Here is a 22,627-nt window from a genome sequence, read left to right on the forward strand (position 1 = left end):
CGCATGCTCGGAAATCCGGGCCCCCCGGAGTGGTCGTCCCCTTTGAGGGGCCCCGGCCGTGGCCTATCATCGGCGCCCCGGATGATCCGCCTGTTCTCCCTGCTGGCCCTCTGCAGCGCCCTCGTGCTCCTCGTCCCCCTGGGGGCGTCCGCGCAGCTCCAGGCGCCCACGCGCCTTCAGGAGGTGGATCCGGACGCGGAGGATGCCTCTCCACCCGATGACTCCCAGGAGCAGGACGACTCCGAGCGAGAGGCCGAGGAGCCGCCCGCTCGCTCGCGCCCTGGCAAGGGCAAGGCCGCCGAGGTCGTGGCGCCTCCGCCCGTGGCCCCCGTCGTCGCGCCCGCCCCCGCGGCCCCTCCACCCCCGCCGCGCCCCGCGCTGACCCCGGTGCTGGCGCCCAAGGTGACGGACGCGGACCTCCTGGCGGTGTGGGACCGCTGGCGCCAGGCGCGCAGCCGCAACGACAACGCCACGGCCGAGGCGGCGCTGAAGGAGTTGGCCCAGCTGAAGGACGAGGTGCTCGCGCTGGGCCTGGAGCCGTTGAGCGTGGGGCTCGCGCGCGAGGCGGCCGTGCGGCGGCGCGCGGGGGACGTGACCGGCGCGCTGCGCTTGCTGGACCTCGCGGTGGAGCTTTCACCCCGGCTTCCCTCGGTGCGGTTCGCGCGCGCCGAGACCTACGTGGCCGCGGATCCGTTGTCCGCCGGGCGCTGGGGCGGGGAGCTGCGCGAGGCCTGGGTGGCCCTCGCCCTGGACGCGCGCTACCGAAGGCCCGCGCTGGCGGACCTGGGCGCCCTGGGGCTCATGGCCTGGGCCGCGACGGCGATGGTGGTGGTGGCCGTGCTCATCCTGAGGCGGCTGCGCTACGCGCTGCACGACTTCCATCACCTCCTGCCCAGAGTCGTGTCCCGCTGGCAGTCCACCGTCCTGGGCGTGCTCCTGCTGAGCCTGCCGCTGGTGCTGGGCTGGGGCGTCTTGCCCGTGCTCCTCATCGGCTTCGCCGTGGTGTCGCTGTACCTCTCGGTCGCCGAGCGGGCGGTGGCCGCGGTGCTCTTGGCGGGCCTGGGCGTGCTGCCGCTCGCGGCCGGCGGGCTCGTGCGCGTCACGGCCTTCGCGGGCACGGTGGCCGAGGACGTCTATGTCCTGGAGCGGGGCGGGGTGTCCGCGCAGGACGCCGCGGAGCGGGTGCGCGAGCGGCTCGGCCAGCGCAAGGCCACCTTCGCGGAGGCCGAGTCCCTGGCCTGGTACGAGTCGCGGCGCGGGCTCCTGGAGGATGCGCGCACCCACTTCAAGGCGGCCTCGGCGCTGCGGGGCGGGGATGCGCGCATGCTGATCCGCTTCGGCAACACGCTGATGGGGCTGGGCGACACGGAAGGCGCGGTGCAGCTCTATACCCAGGCGGCGGGCGCGGACGCGACGCTCGCGGCGCCCCACTACAACCTCGCGCAGATCCACCGCCGGCGCGCGCGGGCGCTCCCGGATGAGCAGGTGGGCGCCGAACTGGACCGGGCCGCCACCGAGAGCGCGGCCGCGCAGGCGCTGGATGGCTCGCTCTTGCGCCGGGAGCCACCGCCGGATGAGCGGCCGCTGGTGAACCTGCTGATGCTGGCGCCCGCCATGCCGGACTCCGAGTGGCTCGGTCTGGCGGATGGCTCGCGCGACGCGGACCGCGTGGAGGCCCAGGTGGGCCGCTGGCTCGCGAGCGGGGTGGCGCCGGGGCCTGTGGCCTGGGCGCTGCCCGCGGTCTGCGCGTTGCTCGCGGTGGCGTTCGGCGCGGCGGCCGGGCCGCTCAAGGCCGCGCGCGTCTGCGAGCGGTGTGGCCGGCCAGTGTGCACGCGCTGCGACCGGGAGCTGGGGCAGGGCAGCAAGCAGTGTGGCCAGTGCGTGAACGTCTTCTCTCGGCGGGGGCTGGTTCCCAAGGAGCTGCGGGCGCGCAAGGAGGACCAGGTGGAGCGCCATCGCACGTGGGGCTCGCGAGCGGCCTACGTGCTGGGCGCGCTGGTGTCCGGGGCGGGCCACGTCTTCACGGGCCGGCCGGTGCGCGGCGCCCTGTACGCCTTCGCGTTCCTCTTCGCCGTCGCGGTGCTGGTGCTTCGCCAGGGGCTCGTGCGGGTGCCTTACGGCGACGCGCCCCTGTACCTGAAGCTCGGGCCCGCGGTGCTGCTCCTGCTCCTCATCTACCTGTTGTCGCTGCGGGGGCTGTCGCGGCTCCAGCGGGGCGAGGCCTGAACGACCATGTCCCTGAAAGGCACGCTCAAGGACTTCGGCATCGGTGACATCCTCCAGCTCATCGGTCAGCAGCAGAAGACCGGGACGCTGGAGTTCCGCATCAAGGACCAGGAGGTGCGCGTCGGCTTCCGGGACGGCCACATCATCAAGGCCGAGAGCATCACCCGGAAGAAGAAGGACCTCATCGGCGCCATGCTGGTGCGCGCCGAGCTCATCACCGAGACGCAGCTGGAGGCGGCGCTGGAAGCCCAGCGGCGGACGCTCAAGCGGCTGGGAGACGTGCTCGTCGCGAGCCACGCGCTCACCGCCGAGCGCTTCCAGCAGATGATGCAGTTGCAGGCCACGGAGACGCTCTACCGCCTCTTCACGTGGAAGACGGGCACCTACGAGTTCATCCAGGAGCCCGTGGAGCCGGACGCGGATGCCATCAGCCCGCTGCGCGCGGAGACGGTGCTGATGGAGGGCTTCCGGATGGTGGACGAGTGGCCCGTCATCCGGCGGAAGATCAACCGCGACGACATGACGTTCGAGCGGCTCAAGGCCCTGCCCCAAGCGCGTCCGGGCGAAGAGGGCGGCGAACTGGGTGTCATCGGGCCCGCCGAGCGGCGCGTCTACGAGGAGATCGCCTCGGGGCGTGACCTGCGCAAGCTGGTGGACCTGTGCTGCGTGGGGGAGTTCGAGACCTGCAAGGCGCTCTACAACCTGGTCAACGGCGAGTATGTGCGGCCCATCTACCCCGAGGGGCGGGTGCCCGTGCCAGGGGAAGAGCGGCTGGTTGCTCGGGTCGCGGGCGCAGTGGCTCGGGTGGTGGCCACCATGGCGGTGCTCTCGGGCGTGGCCGTGGTGGGCGCGCGCGTGGAGTGGCCGGGGGCAGCGGATGCGGCGGCCTCGGGCTTCGCGGATCCGGCGGCGCAGCGTCAGATTTCTCAATCGCAGCGCGTGAGGATCGCCGCTGCGCTTGAGGTGTTCCAACTGGAGCACGGCGAATTGCCAGAGCACCTGGATGCTTTGGTGGACGCTGGATTGTTGACCCAGGAGGAACTGCGCTACCCGTGGCGGGAAGAGTATTACTACCGACGGCTGCCCGCTCGGCGGTTCGTGCTTCTGCCGCCCTTGCGCTAGCCTGTGCCTCACGTCGTCTTTCGAAGCCCGAGGGCCGGCGTTACGTTGAGGACAGCGACAACTGACCGAGGAACCACGCGCATTGCGAAACCCCGCCACGTTGGAAGTGCCCGCCGCCCGTCCTGCCTCTTCTCCCACCTCCGCCAAGGTCGACGTCCGTGACAACGAGACGGCCCTGGCGCTGTGCGGCAACCAGAACGAGAACCTGAAGTTGATGGAGCGGCGCCTCGGTGTCCGGGTGGGACAGCGCGGCACGGAGCTGCTCCTGTCCGGCCCCGCGGACGCGGTGGCCTTCGCGGTGCGCCTGCTGGAGAACCTGGAGGGGATGATCCGCGCCGGTCGCCCCGTGTACCGCGAGGACGTCGAGCAGGGCATCAAGGTGCTCGGCCGCGGCGCCGAGAACCTCCAGGACGTGATGCTGGGCTCGGTCCTCAAGAGCTCCGGCAACCGGCAGATCTCCCCCAAGAGCATCGCGCAGAAGCGCTACGTGGACGCCATCCGCTCCCACGACATCGTGTTCGGTATCGGGCCCGCGGGCACGGGCAAGACGTACCTGGCGATGGCGATGGCGGTGGCGTTCCTCCAGGAGCGCAAGGTGAAGCGCATCGTCCTCGCGCGTCCCGCCGTGGAGGCGGGTGAGAAGCTCGGCTTCCTGCCGGGCGACCTCGCCGAGAAGGTGAACCCCTACCTGCGCCCGCTCTACGACGCGCTCCACGACATGATGGCGGTGGATCGCGCCGCGCACCTGGTGGAGCAGGGCGTGGTGGAGGTGGCTCCGCTGGCGTTCATGCGCGGTCGCACCCTCAACGACGCGTTCGTCATCCTCGACGAGGCGCAGAACACCACCGTCGAGCAGATGAAGATGTTCCTCACCCGCCTGGGCTACAACAGCAAGGCGGTCATCACCGGCGACGTCACCCAGGTGGACCTGCCCACCGGGAAGATGTCCGGGTTGAACCACGCGCGCTCCGTGCTGCGTGGCATCGAGGGCATCCACTTCGCCGAGTTCTCGGACCTGGACGTCGTGCGGCACCCGCTCGTCCAGGAAGTCATCCGCGCCTACGAGAAGGCGGAGGTCGCCCAGAAGGAAGCCGCCGCCGCGGCGCTCGCGACCGCTGAAAGCGCGCCCCCGGCACCCGTCGCGCCCCCGGACTCGGCTGCCTGAGGTAACGTGCCCCTTCCCGCGCCTCGCATGCGCGGGAAGGGTGTTGCTCCCTCCTACGTCTGGCTTCATCTGCCCACCCAAGTGTCTTGCCCTGGGGCTGGCAGGCGGACGTTGGATGACCCACCCTCACGAATATTTCGCGGGCGTGCGTCCTTGATGGAGGTGCCACGCCTTTCCTAGGGTGAGGAGCCCCATGGCCGAACCAGAGTCATCACCCCCCGGGCCCAGCCCATTGGACGCGCTCGCCATGCGTCTGGGATGGGGAGGGGGGGAGTGGGGGCGCCGCGCCATCCAGTTCGTCCTGCTGTTCGCGGTGGCGGTGGGGGCGGGCTTCGTCATCTCGCCGGGCCTCTACAGCCAGCAGATTCCCGCGCTCACCGAGGAGCACGTCGGGAAGCCGTTCCGCGCCAGCTCGCCCGCTGGGTTCAAGGCCGCGCGTGACTACGACATCGTCCACCAGGCGATGACGGAGAAGCGCCGCGTGGAGGCCCGGGGCGCCGTGCGGCCCGTGTACGACCTCAACCCCGCCGTGGTCGGCAATGTGCGCACCTCGGTGCGGACCGCGTTCGCCACCATGCGCGAGCGGTTGGAGGAGCAGCGGCAGACGCAGGCGGAGGAGCATGGCGCCGAGGAAGGTCGCCGCCCTCGACGCGCGCCGGCCCCCACGCCCGAGGCCTTGGAGCGCCAGCGCCGTGAGCGCGAGGACATGCTCGGCCAATTCCAGGAGCTGCTCTTCGGCCAGCGCGACGCGGGCCTGGAGTCCGAGGACTTTCAAGCGCTGCTCGCCGCCGGCTTCTCCGAGGAGTCCGAGGCCGCCACGCTCCTGCTGGTGGACCGCGCGTACCGCTCCGAGCGCGGTCCGGTGCACGTGGCCGGCTCCCGGGAGGAGCTGGCGCGCGAGGCCCCGCAGGGCCTCACCGTGAGGGACTTGCGCCACAAGAACGAGGAGACGCTGTCGGGCGCCGCGCCCCAGGTCTCGGATGTTCGCGAGGCGCACCAGGAGCTGGACCGCTTCGCCTCCGTGCCGGGCAATGTCCTGGCCGATGCCCCGGGCGCTCAGCGCCGCGCGGTGCTCCGGTTGTCCAAGCGGTTGGTGCGGCCCAACCTCACCATCAACATCGCGGAGTCGGACCTTCGGCGGAGGCTCGCGGTGGAGGCCGTGAAGGACGCGGTCATCTCCATCAAGAAGGGCCAGCGCGTCATCGGTGATGGCGAACTCGTCAACGAGACCCACCTCGTCATGCTCCGCGGCATGCGCGCGCAGACGGACCGGTTGGACCTGCTCCAGCTCCAGGTGGGCGGCACGGGGCTCGTCGCGCTGCTCATCGTGGCCACGCACGCCTTCTGCCAGGCGGCCTTCCGGCGCTTCCGGCCCACGCGCAAGGACAGCGTATTGCTGGGGCTCTTGCTGGTGGGGCTGCTGGGGCTCCTGCAGGTCTGGGTGTCCATCGCGGACGCGGTGCAGGACCGCTACACCGCGCTGCCCATCGAAGCCTTCTATTACGCGTTCCCGGTCGCCGCGGGCGCCATGCTGGTGCGCTTCATCCTCACGCAGGAGCTGGCGCTCTTCTTCGCCATCGTCTTCGCCTCGCTGTCGGGCGTGCTCCTGGGCAACTCGCTGTCGTTCGGCATCTATACGCTGGTGGGCTCGCTGGTGGCCGCCGACCGCATCGTGAAGGCCAAGGACCGCGTGGGCATCTTCCGAGCGGGCCTCGTCACCGGCGGTGCGAACCTGGTCGCGGTCCTCGTCCTCTTCCTGGTGGAGGGCAAGGGGCTGGCGGTGGACACGCTCGTCACCGCGCTGTGCGCGTTCGTGGGCACGTCGCTCGCGGTGCCCGTGATGGTGATGGCGCTGACGCCGCTCATCGAGGCCACGTTCGGCTACGCGTCGGACATCAAGCTGCTGGAGCTGGCGAACCTCAACCACCCGGCGCTCAAGGAGCTCATCGTCCAGGCGCCCGGCACCTATCACCACTCCATCATCATCGGGACGTTGGTGGAGAACGCGGCCGAGACGATTGGCGCCAACCCGCTCCTGGCCCGCTCGTGCGCGTACTACCACGACATCGGAAAGGGTCGGAACCCGCTCTACTTTGGTGAGAACCAGAAGGGCGAGAACCGGCACGACACGCTCGCGCCCGCGATGAGCGCGGTCATCATCAAGCGCCACGTGACGGAAGGACTGGAGATGGCCCGCCAGTACCGCTTGCCCAAGCTGGTGGCGGACGCCATTCCGCAGCACCACGGCACTCGGACGGTGGGCTACTTCTTCCACAAGGCGATGAAGGAGCAGGAGGGCAAGGAGGGCGCGCCCCCCATCGACGAGAGCATCTACCGCTATCCCGGGCCCAAGCCGCAGTTCCGCGAGGCGGCCCTGGTGATGATCGCCGATGCGGTGGAGGCCTCGACGCGCTCGCTGCCGGACCCGACCACGGCCAAGCTGCAGGCCCAGGTGCAGAAGATCATCAACGTCATTTTCTCAGAGGGTCAGCTCGACGAGTGCGACCTGACCTTGAAGGACCTCAACCTCATCGCCCAGTCCTTCCTGCACACGCTCGAAGGCATCTACCATGCGCGGCCGGTGTATCCGGCGGGCGCGGTGGGAGTTGGCCGGCTGCCGCAGCTCATGGTGGCCCAGGGTGGTGCTGCGAAGCCCGAGGCCAAGGACGCCAAGGCCCGGTCGGCGGGGGGAACATGAGTCGCAAGGGCAACATCAGTGTGAGGCTGCGCAAGGGGCGGGTGATTCCCCGCGATGACGGCAAGCGCATCGAGGAGTTCGTGGGCGCCGCCAGCACGGGGACCGCCTCGGCGTCCGTGGCGCGCATGCTCGCGCCACCGGGCTGGGTCGAGCCCGCGCAATGCCCCGAGTTCGACGAGATGGTGCTGGTCCTCACGGGCGAGCTGACCCTCGTCGTGGACGGCAAGCGCGAGCGCATCCAGCCGGGGGAAGTCGGGCTCGTGCCGAAAGGCCGGAGGGTGGTGTACCGCAACGATGGCCAGGGCGCGTGCGACTACTGGTCCATCTGCGCGCCGGCGTTCCGTCCGGAGCTGGCCCACATGGAGGAGCCCGAGGCCAAGCCCACGGACAACACCGTGACGGTCCAGGTGGCGCACAGCCAGGGCGAGGAGTACGAGCGCCTGCTCACCACGCGGGCTCGGGACTACCTCAAGCGCCTGGGGCTTACGGGCTGCGAGCTGTCCCTGTCGCTCGTCGGGGACCGGGCCATCCGCCGGCTCAACCGCACGTGGCGCCAGAAGGACAAGGCCACTGACGTGCTGAGCTTCCCGGCCGGGGAGCTGCCCAAGGGCACGCCTGGGCCCCGCCCGCTCGGCGACGTGGTCATCTCCCTGGATACGGCGAAGCGTCAGGCCAAGGAGTACGAGCGGACGCTGGAGTCGGAGATGTCCCGCTACCTGGCGCACGGGCTGCTGCACCTTTTGGGGCATGACCACGAGAAGCCTCGGGACGCCAAGCGGATGGCGGCGCTGGAGGAGCAGCTCTTGGGCGAGCGGGGCATGGTCGCGGACTCGCTGCAACTCGACTCCCGCGCGCGCCGGGCCCGCAGCCTGATGTGACGGGGGGCACCCGTCCGCCCGACAAAGGGGCGTCCTGACGGTTGAGCCGGCGGGCGCGCGTGATAGGTAGGCGCGCCTGCCTCCCGTGTGTTGGATGGAACCATGCACCGCCTGACGCTCGTCGCCACCTGTCTGCTCGGCCTGCTCTGGGGCGCGTCTCCCGCCCGCGCCGCCTCCGCGCCTCCCTGGGGCACCGGCGAGAGCCAGGGCGCGGACCTCTCCATCTGGTTGGTGACCTTCAGTCCCGGTGACGACGTGCCCTCGTGGTGGGGCCATGGCTCGCTGGTGGTGGTGGACCGCCAGCATCAGGAGCAGCGCCTCTACAACTACGGGATGTTCACGTTCGACGAGGCGATGCTCGCCCACTTCGCCATGGGGCGCCTGGAGTTCTGGGTCGGCGAGTCGAGCGTCAACGGCACGTTCCGCTTCTACAAGTCGGAGAACCGGGACGTGCGCGTTCAGGAGCTGAACCTGACGCCCGAGCAGCGCGTGCGCATGGCGAAGCTGCTCGCGGACAACGTGCTGCCGGAGAACCGCAACTACCTGTACCACCACTATGACGACAACTGCGTGACGCGGTTGCGCGACATGATCGACCAGGGGACGGGGGGCCGGCTGCGCGAGTACGACCGCGCGGCGGGGCGCATGACGTTGCGCGAGCACACGCGGCGATACACCGCGGTGAATCCGCCCATGAGCATCCTGCTCGACTTCATGATGAACAATGAGATCGACCACCCCATCACGCGCTGGGAGGAGGCCTTCCTCCCGGACGAGTTGGAGCAGCAGGTGGCGGCCATCCAGGTCCCCGGCGCCGACGGCCAGCCCGTGCCGTTGGTGGCGAAGCAGTGGAACTATTACGAGGCCACGCGGGCCCGTCCCCCCGCCGAGCCGCCGAACTATGGCCCGTGGGTGTTCGCGCTGGGCGTGCTGCTCGGGGGCGGCGCGCTGGGGCTGGCGGCCTGGGAGCGGCGCACGGGCAGCAAGCTGGCCCGCGTGCTGTGGGGCGTGGAGAACGCGGTGCTCGGGCTGGTGCTCGGCATCCCTGGCACCGCGCTGTTCGTCATGTGGCTGGTGACGAACCATACGGTGACGTACCACAACGAGAACCTGTTCCTGGCCAATCCCGTCACGCTGCTCGCGCTGCCGTATGGCGTGCGCATGGCGTTTGGCAGCGCGAAGGTCCGCGCCCGCCTCAAGTGGGTGTGGGCGCTGCTGGCCGCGACGGGCGTGCTGGGCGGGGTGCTCAAGGTGCTGCCGCTGTTCGATCAGAACAACTGGCGGCTCATCGCCCTCATCCTGCCCATCTCGGTGGGGATGGCGGGGGCGTTCTGGCTGGACCGACTGCTGGCGCGAGGGCCGGGCTCCGAGCGAGCCTCCGCGCGTCCAAGCGATTCCGTGCCCTCCCTGAAGACTTCCTGAGACGACCTTTTCACACGAAGGACGAAGACGACCATGGCGAACGATTCGATGGAGAAGATCAACGGCCTCAAGGAGCGCCTGTCCGCGCTCCGGGGGCATCTTTGACCTCGACCGCAAGCGGTCCCGCATCGCGCTGATTGAACGCGACTCCACCCAGCCGGGCTTCTGGGATGACAACACCAAGGCGCAAGCGCTGCTGAAGGAGAAGTCCACCCTGGAGTCCAAGGTGGGGACCTTCGACAAGGCGATGCGCGGCTTGGATGACGCGCAGGTGCTGATGGAGCTGGCGGCGGAGGCGAACGACGCGGACAGCGCGAAGGAGGCGGAGGACTCGCTCCTTTCGCTGGAGGGCGAGGTCGCCAAGCTCGAACTGGCGCGCATGCTGTCCGGGCCGCAGGACCACAACAACTGCTTCATGGACATCAACCCGGGCGCGGGCGGCACGGATGCCATGGACTGGGCGGCCATGCTCCTGCGCATGTACTCGCGCTACGCCGAGACCAAGGGCTGGACGGTCGAAATCAGCGACGAGCAGCCCGGCGAAGAAGCGGGCTTCAAGAACGTGTCGCTGCGCATCGCGGGTGAGAACGCCTACGGCTACCTGAAGGCTGAGGTGGGCGTGCACCGGCTCGTGCGCATCAGCCCGTTCGACGCCAACGCGCGGCGGCAGACGGCCTTCGCCTCGGTGGACGTGTACCCGGAGGTCGATGACACCATCCAGATCGACATCCCGGAGAAGGACATCGAGCTGAAGTTCATCCGCGGCGGTGGCGCCGGTGGCCAGAAGGTGAACAAGACGTCGTCCACGGCGCAGCTGCGTCACCTGCCCACGGGCATCATCATCACCTGCCAGACGGAGCGCTCGCAGTCGGCCAACAAGGACATGGCCTTCCAGATTCTGCGCGGCCGCCTGTTCGAGCTGGAGATGAAGAAGCGCGAGGCCGAGCGTGACGCGGCCGAGGCGCAGAAGAAGGACATCTCGTTCGGCTCGCAGATCCGCAGCTACGTGCTCGCGCCCTACCGCATGGTGAAGGACCTGCGCACGGGCGTGGAGACGGGCAACGTGGACTCGGTCCTGGACGGAGACCTGGACGAGTTCATCGTCTCGCAGCTGTTGGGCGTGAAGAACCCCAACCGCAACGCGGCGCTGGACTAGCGCGGTTCACCCCGGTCCCTCTCCATCCTGGGGGAGGGACCGGCGGTCGCGGCGGTTCGCGGTCGCCTGCTCTGCGCTGAGTGCCTCGGCGTGGGCCGTCGTACTGTCGGGTTTCGGTCATCAGCCAGGCAGACGCCTCGCCGGTTCAAGTCCATGCATGAATTTCTGCGTAGACTGGATTTGCCGTGATGGCTGACCTGGGGGTGGACTGATGCGAATCCCGTCGAGAGTACCGTCTCAATCGCCGCGCACGGCTTCGGTTCCACGGAGTCCGTCCCCCATGCGTGGGACCGGGGGAATGCTTCCCCAGACTGCTGCGCACAGAACGGGGTTTCTGGCGCGCAGTGAGTTTGCGAGCCCCGCGCCCGATATCGCGTCGACTTTCCGGCGTGAGTTCGGTGCGCTGGCCTCGGACAAGAAGCGATTCCACGACACGATGCGGACGGTGTTTGGCGATGGCTACAACGCCATCCAGGCCGAGAATTATCGCCAGAAGGCCCAGGCCGGTGACTACGGATGGCTGCCCAAGGTCCGGCTCGTCTCTCCCGAGACCCTGGGCGGCGCATATGGCGCCTATGACTCGCAATCTGGGACGGTCTTCATCAACCAGACGCTGTCGCCGCAGGAGGCCGCATCGACGTTTGTCGAAGAGGCTGGCCACCATCTGGACACGAAGTTGAATGTCCAAGACGCCGCGGGCGACGAGGGCGAGTTGTTTCGACGCATCCTGTCTGGGGAGAAGTTGTCGCCCGCGCAGGTGAACGCAATCCGCGCGGAGAATGACAAGGGCATCATCCAGGTCGACGGCAAGGCAACCGCGGTCGAGTTCAGGGGACTCTTTGAGCGCATTGGCAACTTCTTCTCCGACGTGGGCAACGCTGTCGGCAAGGCCGTGAGTGGCGTGGTCCGGGACGTTGGTAGGGCGGTCTCGGGAGCGGTCCGCGCCGTCGGAAGCGCGGTCTCGGGCGCGGCCCGGGCCGTCGGTGGCTTCGTCAGTCGTGCTGCCAGGCTGGTCGGAAATGCAGCCCGCACCGTGGCCCGTGTGGTTCGGACGGTGGGACAACGGGTGGGCGATGGATTGCACAGTCTGGCGACGGGGGTGGTGAATAGCCTCAAGGGCTCATTGCGCAATATCCAGGAGGGGGCTCGAACCTTCCTCAGCGGATTTGGGAAGCTCATTCGGGGCCATGTGGGCGAGGGCCTCAAGCAGATGTCGATGGGCGCGGTGAAGACATTCATTCAGACGCCCATTGACGTCCTGCTCATGTCGGGCGGTCGAACAATCAGTGCAATGCAGACGTTGCTCGGGCAGGAGCCGTTGGGGCGCAAGCTGAGCTCCAACGAGATCGCCACGCTTCGTGGTGTCTATGGTGACAGCATTGATTATTCGGCGGTGCGATTGAAGGAAGGCAAGGCGGGGATATTCAGCGCCTTTGGTCGTGCCTTCACCCATGGAGACACCATCTATGTGCCGCCGGATGATTTGCCGTTGACGGCGGAGACCCTCGTTCATGAGGCCGGACATGTCTGGCAGCACCAGAATGGGGGGACGGATTACATGAGCGAGGCGCTGGTGGCGCAAGAACTGGGTGACGGGTATAAATTCGAGAAGGCTTTGGCGGCGGGTAAGCCCTGGAGCCAGTTCAATCCGGAGCAGCAGGCGGAGTTCTTGTCGAGCGCTCAACGCGCTGGTTATTTCGACAGTCCGAACAGCCGTTTCTATGTGGATGGCACGGACTACACCGCTGAACTGAGAGCGGCGCTTGCCCAGGTCCGCGCCGGCCAAGGGGCTCCCTGAGCCGTGTCACGGGCTCGAGTCTTCCACCCGCTCACTCATGCCTCGATGCTGGCGGTCGTCTTGGTTTCGGCCTGCCGCCCATCGCTTCGCGTGTCATTGCTGGAGGGCGAGGCGCGGCTCCCTGCTCCTCGCTTCGAGATCGAAGGTCCCTCACCTATGGACCCGCCTCGCTATGACACGGTCCAGGTGCTGGATGGCGCCACGGGGGAGCTCTCTTGGCATCTCAGGGCGGAGCCGTTCGGAGAGCGCAACGGCGTTCGGCTCTTGCGCTATGGAGAGACGCCCCGGGGGTTCGCGGTGATTCAGGGGCCCTGTCCGCTTCGCCCGAGGGGGCGCTACGCCTTGTTTGTCGTGGGACAGGCTCGGGGGGCTCTGCATTTCGAGGTCGACCCCGAGGGAGAGGTCTTCGTCGTTTCACCTTGAGTCCAAGGGCGCCTCAGAAGGCCCGGGTCTACGCGGGGGGCGCGACGGATGGCGGCGCGCCTCCTTGCCCTGGAGAGGGACCGTCAGGTCGCGGCGGTGCGGCAGATCTCCTTGAGCTGCATGCGCCGGCGCGGACTCATCCCGACGAACTGCACGCCCATGCCCATGCGGTAGGCGTGGATGCGCCGTGGGCCCGGGCGATTGGCCCACGCGACGACCCCTGAGACCTCGAAGGCGTCACGTGACGCGGGCAGGTGGATGCGCAGCTCCAGCGCGGCGCCTTCCGGCGCGGGGGCCAGCGTCCGCAGGAAGAGGCCACCGGGACTCAGCTCCTGCGCGAGGCTCGCGCTCCACAGGCCGTCTCCTCGCGGCTCGCGAAACTCGACGGGGCAGTGGAATGGGACGCGCTCGTGCACGCGCAAGTCTGGAAGCGGACGGCGCAGCACCGCCTGCACGCGAGCGAGGATGCTGCCCGCATCGCCTGAATCCCAGACCAGCAGTGGGGTCGAGAGTTGGGACAAGGGGCGCAGTCGGTCCGTCAGCACGGGCTCGGGGAGTGCGAGGCCCTCGGCGCGGACGACGATGAGTTGGAGCGGCGCGGCGCCCGGATGCGTGCCGAGCCGCGTGGCCCACTCCACGGTCTGCGCATAGACGACGTGGAACCCGCTCAGCTCCAGCGCCGCGCCCAGTCCGTGGGGCGTGCCCGCGGCCTCGCCCACGAGCAGCACCCCCGGCGCGGTCGAGTGCGTCGCTCCGGGCGCGCCCACCAGCAGCCGCACCCGAGCTTGTAACTGCGCCGCTCGGACTGGACCCAAGAGGCAGTCATCTGCGCCACTGCGCGCGCTCGACTCCAGCACCTGGGCCGGTGCTTCCGGGTCCGCGAGCACGACGAGCGGCACATCGCCATGGGTGGGGTGGGTGCGCAGGCACTGGAACCCAGGGCTGTTCTCGGCGGTCAGCGCCGCGTGGCCCACCAGCACCATCAACGGCCGGAACACGTCATACGCCGCGCGCGCTGCTTCCAGGCCCGGCACCACAGTGCAGGCCGTGCCTTGGAGCAGCGAGGTCAGTCGCGCGGCGCGATCGGAAGCGGGCTCCACCAGCAGCACGTGCGGCGGCGACGCGCGTCGGGCCGAGGAGGACTCCCAGGGCGCTCCAGGCAAGGGCATCCGTGCTCCTGTCCCCGGTGTTACGGATGCGCCGAGTCCGACGCCGCGCGAGGTCTCCGCGCTGTAGCTGAGTCCTCGATTTCTTACAATGTCGCTGCCTGATTGCGCTGATTGCGGAATTGGAGGGCTGGGCGGGGAGCCAAGGCGAATCCAGGCCTGACGGGAATGGCCGCCGATTCGTGGAACCTTTCCTCGGCGCGGATGTCTCTGCCTCGGCGCGCGGTACGCTGCTGGACGCGGGAGGACACGGGTGTCACCGAGCGAGGCGCTCGATTTGGGGCAGGACGGTCCGGGCGTGTCCGTGGCGTTGGAGGCCCGGCGCCAGGAACAGGCCCTCGTGGCCCGGCTCCGGCGCGGCCAGGCGGACGCGTTCGAGACCCTGGTCCACCAATACGAGGACCGGCTCTATGACTTCTGCGTGCGCATGGTGGGCGACCGCGAGGAGGCGCACGACCTGGTGCAGGAGGTCTTCGTCAGCGTGCATCAGAACATGCGCCGCTTCCGCGAGGACTCGCGCTTGTCCACGTGGTTGTTCCGCATCACGAAGAACCACTGCATCAACCGCCTCAAGTACCTCCAGCGGCGAGGGCGGGGCCGCTCGGAAGCCTTCGATGAGCTCAGCGCGGGCAACCACGTGGAGGTCTTCGGCGCGCCCCCAGGCCCCGACGCGGCCCTGGAATCCGCGCGCGAGCGGGCGCGGGTGCAGCAGGCGATTTCGCAGCTCGAGCCCGATGCGCGCATGCTCGTTGCCCTGCGCGACGTCGAGGGCCTGAGCTACGAAGAAATCGTAGACATCACTGAATTGCCCGAGGGAACCGTGAAGAGCCGGTTGCATCGGGCGCGCGAGAAGCTGGCGGACATCCTGGGGCGGCTGGAGCCATGAGCGGCACTCACGAGCAATCGACGGACGTGGAACCCCGGCTGAGTCACCGCGAGGCGCGGGAGGCGTTTCTCTCGCTCGCGGACGAGGCCCTGGACGCAGCGCGCGAGAAGTGCGTGCGGGCTCACCTGGATGGTTGCCCCGAGTGCCGGGAAGGGTGGGAGCGCTACGCCCGCACGGTGTCGCGGCTGCGCGGGGTGCCTCGGGAGAAGGCGCCACCCGCGCTCGCGACCCGGGTGATGGGGCGTGTGCGCCGGCAGCGGCGGTTCGGGCTCCGGGGGATTCATCTGGCCCATGCCCACCAGCGCTTCCCCGTGGAGATCCTCGTCACGCTGCTGGTGGCCGCGGCGGTGGCCGTCTTCGTGATGACGGTCATCTAGGGCGCGTCCTCGCGGTGAAGGAAATGAAGCGCAACACTCGCCGCGACCTGGGGGCACCTGTCCGCGCGAGCGAGCGGGCCTCCGTGATGCGTTGCGTCCCGAGGGCCGCTTGGCTAGCGTGCCGCGCCTTTCTGAAAGCGCGTCATGGACGACAACAACAATAAGCCCCCAGTCGACAAGAGCGGTCCCGAAGCGGATCTCGGGTCCAAGGAGCAGGAGATCTACCAGCAGCGGCTCGACAAGGCCGCGAAGTGGCGGGACTCCGGCTTCAACCCGTACGGGAATGGCTACCGGCCGCAGCACACCGCGGCGGAGATCGTCGCGAAACACGCTGACCAGTCCGCCGAGGAGCTCGAGAAGGCCGCGACGGCTCCCTACGACGTCGCGGGCCGCATCGTGGCCATGCGCTCGTTCGGCAAGGCGGCCTTCATCAAGCTGCGCGACCGCACGGGGGAAATCCAGGCGCACATGAAGAAGGACGCCCTGGGCGACGCCGCCTACGAGGTGTTCAAGCAGTGCGACGTGGGTGACTTCCTCGCGGTCACCGGCCCCATCTTCCGCACCAAGACGAACGAGCTGTCGCTCTCCGCGACGAAGTTCACGCCGCTGACCAAGTCCCTGCGCCCGATGCCCGAGAAGTGGCACGGCCTGACGGACGTGGAGATCCGCTACCGCCAGCGCTACCTGGACCTGGTGTCCAACCCGGACGTGAAGCAGGTCTTCCTGCGGCGCAACAAGCTGGTGCGCTTCATCCGGAACTTCCTGGACACGCGCGACTTCATCGAGGTGGAGACCCCGATGATGCACCCGCTGGTGTCGGGCGCGGCGGCGCGGCCGTTCCGCACGCACCACAACGCGCTCGACATCGACCTGTACATGCGCATCGCCCCCGAGCTGTATCTCAAGCGGCTGGTGGTGGGCGGCTTCGAGCGCGTCTACGAGGTCAACCGGAACTTCCGCAACGAGGGCGTGAGCACCCGGCACAACCCCGAGTTCACCATGCTGGAGTTCTATCAGGCGTACGCCACGTACGAGGACCTGATGGACCTCACCGAGCAGATGATCTCCGAGGCGGCCGTGGCCGTCACCGGCGACTCCAAGGTGAAGTACGGCGAGCACGTGCTGGACTTCGGCAAGGGCTGGAAGCGCATCTCCATGGTGGAGGCCATCCGCGAGGCGGTCAGCGGCCTGTCCGACAAGGACATGGCGGACCCGGACCGGCTGCGCCACGAACTGCTCAAGACGTCCCACGCCGAGGCCGAGCGGCGCGCCGTGGAGACCATGAACCACGGCGAGCTGGTGGGGGCCCTCTTCGAGCACCACGTCGAGTCCACCCTGATTCATCCCACCTTCGTCACCCACTTCCCCACGTCGATGAGCCCGCTGGCTCGCCGCAACGACGCGAACCCCGAGGTGACGGACCGCTTCGAGCTGTACGCGGCCGGGCGGGAGATCGCCAACGCGTTCTCCGAGCTGAACGACCCGTTGGATCAGAAGGGTCGCTTCCTGGCGCAGCTGGACGCCAAGCAGCGGGGGCAGCAGGAGACGATGGATTACGACGAGGACTACATCCGCGCCCTCGAGCACGGCATGCCGCCGACGGCCGGTGAAGGAATCGGGATTGATCGGCTCGCCATGCTGTTCACGGACGCGCAGAGCATTCGCGACGTCATCCTGTTTCCTCTCCTCAAGCCACTGGCGAAGTAGCCAGGAGGCCGCGTGCACCCCGCCGAACGGCAGACCGTCTATCGCTGGAGCTTCATCTGGACGGGGGCCCTGGTGGCCCTCGTCGGCGCCATCCTCCTCGGAGTGGCCATCACCGAGTCGGCGGCGTGGGCCGAGACGGCCGGCGCCCTGGGCCTGTCGTTGGTGGGGTGGGGTGGGCTCGTCCAAGCGGTGGACGCGCTGGCGCTCGTTCCGGAGCGTGCCGCCGCGGCGCTGCCCATCGCCGGGCCGCGCATGCTCATCGCCGGCGTCCTCGTCTGGCTGGGGGGCTGGGGACTCGTCGCGGCGGGCATCCGCCGTCGCCCCGCATCCTCTGAGGGCCCGAGCCCCGCGGCCGGGGCGCCGCTGTACCCCCGTTTGGCGCGCTACCGGGACTTCTATTGGAGCACCCTGGGGGCCTACGGCGGCGGCATCCTGTTGGCGGAGCTGGTGCTCATCCTCCTCCAGACCTTCCTGTCGAGCGGGGGGCCTTCGCCGGAGCTGGGGGGCGCGAGCCGTGCTTCCTCGGGCGGTGGGCTCGCCCTGGCCCCGACGGTCGCCTTCGCCATCGCGCTGTGCTCCGCGTCGCTCGTGGCCTTCATCTCGGGCTTCGTGGGGGCCTCGCGGGCGCAGCGCCTGTCCTTGCCCGAGGCGACCATCGGCGTCGTCTACCTGGGCATCCCGGTCCCCGTCATCCTGACCCTGATGGAGCGCATCCCCTCGCTCCAGCTCGCGCTCGGCTACCGGCTGCGCGAGGTGACGTACGTGGCGGGGCTCATCGGCCGGCCGGAGCTGGCGTACTGGCTGGTGTTCACCGCGCTGGTCCTGGCGCTGGTGCTGGGCATCAACACCGGGTTCATCGCCGCGGGCAGCGGCCGGGTGGATCTGAAGCTGGGCTTCGAGCTGTTCGTCGCCCGGCGCCACGTGGCGGTGTTCCGCCCGTCGCTGCTGTTGGGGACCCTGGCGGTGCTGATGTTCGGCATCATCCCGCCGCTGCTCGTCTACTTCATCATCCGAGGCGCGGAGGCCGCCGTCGAGCGCACCCGCGTGCGCGCGCTGGGCATGGCGGATCCGCTGGCCGCCGCGGCCGCGCAGAACCACATGAAGCAGCACGAGCAGTCACCCACCATGATGATGACCGCGCTGTCGGTGGGCGGCGTGGGCGTGGGCGTGATGGCGCTCATCATCGTCCTGAGCGTGATGAGCGGCTTCGAGGCGGACCTTCAGCAGAAGATCCTGGGCACCAACGCGCACGCGGTGGTGAACAAGTACGCCAGCGAGATGCCCGAGTACGCCAAGGTGATGGAGCAGATCCGCAAGGTGCCCGGCGTCGTGGGTGAGACGCCCTTCATCATCAATCAGGTGATGATCGCGTCCGAGGGCAACGTGGACGGCGTCGTCATCAAGGGCATCGACCCGGCGACGGTGGGCGAGGTGACGGACCTGCCCCAGAACATCCTGCCCGGCGGAGACCTGGCCCACCTGGAGCACCCGGACCGCATCCTGCCGCGCCGCGGCCTGGACGACGACGGCGCGCCCCCGAAGGACGAGGAGTTGGACCCCATCATCGGCACGCCCGCGAAGGGCAAGGCGCAGCCCACGCTCCCGGGCATCATCATCGGGCGCGAGCTGGCCGCGTCGCTGCGCGTGGTGGTGGGGGACCGGGTGAACGTGGTGTCGCCGCTCGGCACGGAGCTGGGCCCCACGGGTCCGATTCCCAAGAGCCGCGCCTATCGCGTGGCGGGCATCTTCTACTCGGGGATGTACGAGTACGACTCCAAGTTCGTCTACATCCTGCTCAAGGAAGCGCAGGACTTCTTCAACGTGAAGGGCGCCACCGGCATCGAGCTGAAGGTGGCGGACATCGACGACGCGCGCCGCATCTCCAACCAGGTCGTGAAGGTGCTGGGCGGCTACCCCTACCGCGCCCGCGACTGGGGCGAGATGAACAAGAACCTCTTCTCCGCGCTGCGGCTGGAGAAGCTGGTGATGGGCATCATCCTTTCCATCATCATCGTCGTGGCCGCCGGCCTCATCGTGGCCACGGTCATCATGTTGGTGCTGGAGAAGCGCAAGGAGATCTCCGTCCTCAAGGCGCTCGGCGTCCCGGACGGCGGCATCGTGAAGATCTTCCTCGCGGAGGGACTGCAGATCGGCGTGGCGGGCGGCCTGCTCGGCTTGTTCTCCGGCCTCTCCTGGTGCGTCTTCATCGAGAAGGTCGGCATCAAGCTGGACCCGGAGGTGTATTACATCCCGGCGCTCCCGGTGCGCATCGAACCGGTCCAGACGGCGCTCGCGGTGGTCATCGCGGTGCTCGTCACGTATCTGGCCTCCATCTACCCGGCGCTCAAGGCGAGCAGCGTGGAGCCGGTGGAAGGACTGAAGGCGGAGTAGCCATGGCCCTCTTGTCCATCCGCAATGTCTTCAAGAGCTACTTCCTGCACGGCAAGCGCATTGACGTGCTGCGCGGCGTGTCGCTCGACATCGAGCGCGGCTCACTGGTGTCCATGATTGGCGCGTCCGGCGCGGGCAAGAGCACCTTCCTGCACGTGCTGGGCACGCTGGATGCCCCGGCGGCCGGCGAGGTGTTCTTCGATGGACGCTCCGTGTTCGCCATGAACGACGCGGAGATCGCCGAGTTCCGCAACCACTCCATCGGCTTCGTCTTCCAGAGCCACTACCTGCTGCCGGAGTTCACCGCCCTGGAGAACGTGGCCATGCCCGCGCTCATCCAGCGGCGCGACCGCGGCGGCGCCTACACCTACGCGCGCGAGCTGCTGGAGCGCGTGGGGCTGGGCGCGCGGGTGGACCACCGGCCCGGCGAGCTGTCCGGAGGCGAGGCCCAGCGCGTGGCCCTGGCGCGCGCGCTCGTCCTGAAGCCCGCCCTCTTGCTCGCCGACGAGCCCACGGGAAACCTGGACCCGACCACCGGCGAGGGGATTCACCAGCTCTTGCGGGAAGTGAACCGCGACCTGGGCATCACCGCAGTCGTGGTGACCCACAATGAGACGCTCGCCCGCTCCATGCCCCGCCGCCTGCGGCTGGCTGGCGGCCAGGTGTCGGAGGCCTGATGCCTGCACGCTTTTGGATTGAGGGGCGCTCCCCCCATCCCGTACATTGCCCCGCCTTTCTCTGGCCGGACTGCACTTGAGGCTCCCCGTTCTGCGCAAGTCACTGCTCCCGCTCCTGGCGGCCACCTGGTGGACGCTGGCGCCCGCGCTCGTCCGCGCCCAGGTGGACGCGGGTACGCCCGCTCCGTCCCCGTCCTCCGTCGCGCCCGCAACTCCCGGGGCCGCATCCGATGCCCCCGTCGCCGAGGCCCCTGGCCCCGATGACGAGTCCCATCCTGACCGCGTCTTCGAGGTGCGCGTCGAGGGGAACCGGCGCGTCGAGTCCGAGGCGGTCCGCCGCGCGCTGCGCACGCGTGTCGGTGAAACGTTCAATCCGCAGCTCACCCAGGATGACCTGCGGGCGGTCTGGGCGCTGGGCTACTTCACCGACGTGCAGCTGTTGGTGCAGCGGCTCCCCCGGGGCATCGCGTACGTGGTGCGCGTGGCCGAGCGGCCCATCATCAAGGCCGTCCAGCTCCAGGGGAACGAGGAGCTGAGCCAGGAGGACCTGAAGGAGCAGATCGAGGTCAAGGCCAACACCATCCTGGACCTGGAAGCGGTTCGCGCGACCCAGAAGAAGATCCAGGAGAAGTACGTCGAGAAGGGCTACTTCCTGGCCGAGGTCCGCCACCGCTTGGAGCCCGTGGACAACGGCGCCGCGGTCAACGTGGTGTTCCTCGTCGACGAGCACTCGAAGGTGATGGTCAAGCAGATCACCTTCGTGGGCGCGGAGAAGGTGCCTCCCGCGGTGCTCAAGGAGACGATGATCACCAAGGAGGGCGGCTACTTCTCCTTCGTGACCGGCGAGGGCACGTACCGCGAGGAGGCCTTCCAGCGCGACCTGGCGGTCATGCAGGTGGCCTACTACGACCGCGGCTTCATCAACGTCCGCATCGACAAGCCCACCATCCAGCTGTCCGCGGACAAGCGCTACATCTACATCACCATCCACGTGGTGGAGGGTGACGCCTACGACATCGGGAAGATCGACTTCTCCGGTGACCTGGAGGTCTCCAAGGAGCAGCTGTCGCGGCTGATGACGTCGCACTCGGACGAGCGCTTCAACCGATCGCAGCTCTCCACGGACATCCAGTCCATTTCGGACGTCTATTACGACCGCGGCTACGCCTACGCGAACATCAACCCGGTCACCTCGGTGAACGCGGACAACCGCACGGTGGACCTCACCTTCGATGTTCAGAAGGGGCCGCAGGTCACCATCGAGCGCATCGACCTGGTGGGCAACTCCAAGACGCGCGACAAGGTCATCCGCCGCGAGCTGCGCGTCTACGAAGGCGAGCTGTACAACGGCAGCGGCGTGCGTCGCAGCCGCGAGCGCGTCACCGCCCTCGGCTTCTTCGAGACGGTGGAGATCACCCAGCACCCGGGCAGCGCGGACAACACCATCGTCCTCCAGGTGGAGGTGAAGGAGAAGGCGACCGGTACGTTCCAGATCGGCCTGGGCTTCTCCAACGTGGAGAACTTCATCTTCACGGCGCAGGTGTCCCAGAACAACTTCCTGGGCTGGGGCCAGAGCGTGTCCGCGTCGGCGCAGATCTCCGGTCTGCGCTCGCTGGTGCAGCTGTCGTTCTACGACCCGTACTTCCTGGACACGAACTACCTCCTGTCCGTGGAGGCGTTCCGCATCCAGGCGGACTACGAGGGCTTCATCCGCAACTCGACGGGTGGCACGGTCTCCATCGGCTACCAGTTCATCGACGACCTGCTCGGCACCATCGGCTACACGCGGGAGTGGGTGACGGTGGAGGCGGGCCAGAACATCGGCGCGGTGCTGCTGGCCAACCAGTTCCAATCCGGCGTGACGAGCGCGGCGCGCCTGTCGCTCTCGTTCGATCGCCGCGACAACCGCCTGTTCCCGTCGCGCGGATTCATCCACTACGGCGCGGTGGAGTTCGCCCCGGACTTCCTGGGCGGCAGCTTCCTGTTCAACCGGTACACCGCGTACTCGCGCCTGTACTTCCCGCTGCCGCTGGGCCTCGTCTTCAAGACGAACGCCACGCTGGGCTACATCCAGCAGCTCAACGCCAACAAGCCGCTGCCCATCAGCGAGCTCTACTACGTGGGTGGCATCAACTCGGTTCGCGGCTACTTCCTGCGCAGCATCAGCCCCACGCAGTTGGTGCCTCGCGCGGACAACCCGGACGCCAACGTCACCGAGTTCCGAGTGGGCGGCAACAAGCAGCTCATCTTCAACTTCGAGCTGGAGTTCCCCATCTTCGAGAAGGCCGGCCTGCGCGGCGTGGTGTTCTACGACGCGGGCAACGCGTTCGGCATCCACGAGAACTTCTTCCAGGACAAACAGGACAAGCTCCCGCTTGGCTTGTTCCACTCGGTGGGCTTCGGCTTCCGGTGGTTCTCGCCCATCGGCCCGCTGCGCTTCGAGTGGGGCATCCCGCTCACCAAGCGGCCTGAGGACGAACCCATCCTGTTCGAGTTCACCATCGGTAACTTCTTCTGATAGGCCTTGTGCCCTGG

At 68.5% G+C, this 22,627-nt stretch carries 15 protein-coding genes; 14 read left to right on the plus strand and 1 reads right to left on the minus strand.

From position 1 onward, the window contains the following. The first annotated feature begins 81 nt into the window (after window positions 1–81). The 8 genes from KRR26_RS26545 (at window position 82) to KRR26_RS26580 (ending at window position 12,465) form a co-directional block, all read left to right on the plus strand. Complete coding sequence (locus KRR26_RS26545) at window positions 82–2,226, plus strand: hypothetical protein (protein ID WP_217081170.1); 2,145 nt, start codon at window positions 82–84, stop codon at window positions 2,224–2,226. A 6-nt stretch (window positions 2,227–2,232) separates the two neighbouring features. Continuing rightward, the gene (locus tag KRR26_RS26550; protein ID WP_217081171.1) at window positions 2,233–3,348 is read left to right on the plus strand and encodes a DUF4388 domain-containing protein; all 1,116 of its coding nucleotides are present in this window, start codon (window positions 2,233–2,235) and stop codon (window positions 3,346–3,348) included. Between the two features lie 82 nt (window positions 3,349–3,430). Next, the gene (locus KRR26_RS26555; RefSeq protein WP_120210821.1) at window positions 3,431–4,513 is read left to right on the plus strand and encodes a PhoH family protein; all 1,083 of its coding nucleotides are present in this window, start codon (window positions 3,431–3,433) and stop codon (window positions 4,511–4,513) included. 193 nt (window positions 4,514–4,706) lie between these two features. Beyond that, window positions 4,707–7,211 carry an HD family phosphohydrolase gene (locus KRR26_RS26560; RefSeq protein WP_199723975.1) on the plus strand — a complete coding sequence of 835 codons (2,505 nt, stop codon included), beginning with the start codon at window positions 4,707–4,709 and terminating at the stop codon, window positions 7,209–7,211. Next, window positions 7,208–8,089 carry an rRNA maturation RNase YbeY gene (gene ybeY / locus KRR26_RS26565; protein WP_199723976.1) on the plus strand — a complete coding sequence of 294 codons (882 nt, stop codon included), beginning with the start codon at window positions 7,208–7,210 and terminating at the stop codon, window positions 8,087–8,089. The genes KRR26_RS26560 and ybeY overlap by 4 nt, the downstream gene beginning before the upstream one ends. A gap of 102 nt (window positions 8,090–8,191) precedes the next feature. After that, window positions 8,192–9,511 carry an Lnb N-terminal periplasmic domain-containing protein gene (locus KRR26_RS26570; RefSeq protein ID WP_120210823.1) on the plus strand — a complete coding sequence of 440 codons (1,320 nt, stop codon included), beginning with the start codon at window positions 8,192–8,194 and terminating at the stop codon, window positions 9,509–9,511. A 33-nt stretch (window positions 9,512–9,544) separates the two neighbouring features. Continuing rightward, window positions 9,545–10,667, plus strand: a protein-coding gene (prfB, locus tag KRR26_RS26575) for a peptide chain release factor 2 (RefSeq protein WP_233577540.1) whose coding sequence is annotated in 2 segments (ribosomal slippage) — window positions 9,545–9,613 and window positions 9,615–10,667 — 1,122 coding nt in all. Because the reading frame shifts where the segments join, the coding sequence is not laid out codon by codon here. 298 nt (window positions 10,668–10,965) lie between these two features. Then, entirely contained in the window at window positions 10,966–12,465 is a 1,500-nt protein-coding gene (locus tag KRR26_RS26580; RefSeq protein ID WP_217081172.1) for a hypothetical protein, read from the plus strand. Window positions 12,466–12,971: 506 nt separating this feature from the next. Here the strand turns inward: KRR26_RS26580 and KRR26_RS26585 are convergent. After that, window positions 12,972–14,057 carry a PilZ domain-containing protein gene (locus KRR26_RS26585; protein ID WP_120210827.1) on the minus strand — a complete coding sequence of 362 codons (1,086 nt, stop codon included), beginning with the start codon at window positions 14,055–14,057 and terminating at the stop codon, window positions 12,972–12,974. A 250-nt stretch (window positions 14,058–14,307) separates the two neighbouring features. Between KRR26_RS26585 and KRR26_RS26590 the strand changes: the two genes are divergently transcribed. The 6 genes from KRR26_RS26590 to bamA all read left to right on the plus strand — a co-directional run bounded on the left by KRR26_RS26590 (window position 14,308) and on the right by bamA (window position 22,610). Further along, the gene (locus tag KRR26_RS26590) at window positions 14,308–14,940 is read left to right on the plus strand and encodes an RNA polymerase sigma factor (protein WP_120210828.1); all 633 of its coding nucleotides are present in this window, start codon (window positions 14,308–14,310) and stop codon (window positions 14,938–14,940) included. After that, complete coding sequence (locus tag KRR26_RS26595; protein WP_120210829.1) at window positions 14,937–15,317, plus strand: anti-sigma factor family protein; 381 nt, start codon at window positions 14,937–14,939, stop codon at window positions 15,315–15,317. Before KRR26_RS26590 ends, KRR26_RS26595 begins: the two co-directional genes overlap by 4 nt. A gap of 144 nt (window positions 15,318–15,461) precedes the next feature. Then, window positions 15,462–17,024, plus strand: coding sequence for a lysine--tRNA ligase (gene lysS, locus KRR26_RS26600; protein WP_120210830.1), 1,563 nt, complete (start codon window positions 15,462–15,464; stop codon window positions 17,022–17,024). Window positions 17,025–17,036: 12 nt separating this feature from the next. Beyond that, window positions 17,037–19,415, plus strand: coding sequence for an ABC transporter permease (locus tag KRR26_RS26605; protein ID WP_120210831.1), 2,379 nt, complete (start codon window positions 17,037–17,039; stop codon window positions 19,413–19,415). A gap of 2 nt (window positions 19,416–19,417) precedes the next feature. After that, a complete protein-coding gene (locus KRR26_RS26610) occupies window positions 19,418–20,092 on the plus strand; it encodes an ABC transporter ATP-binding protein (RefSeq protein ID WP_120210832.1) in 675 nt (224 codons plus the stop codon). A gap of 76 nt (window positions 20,093–20,168) precedes the next feature. After that, entirely contained in the window at window positions 20,169–22,610 is a 2,442-nt protein-coding gene (gene bamA / locus KRR26_RS26615) for an outer membrane protein assembly factor BamA (RefSeq protein WP_236069210.1), read from the plus strand. The last annotated feature ends 17 nt before the right edge of the window (window positions 22,611–22,627 follow it).

It is taken from the genome of Citreicoccus inhibens (assembly GCF_019039035.1).
GTDB lineage: Bacteria > Myxococcota > Myxococcia > Myxococcales > Myxococcaceae > Citreicoccus > Citreicoccus inhibens.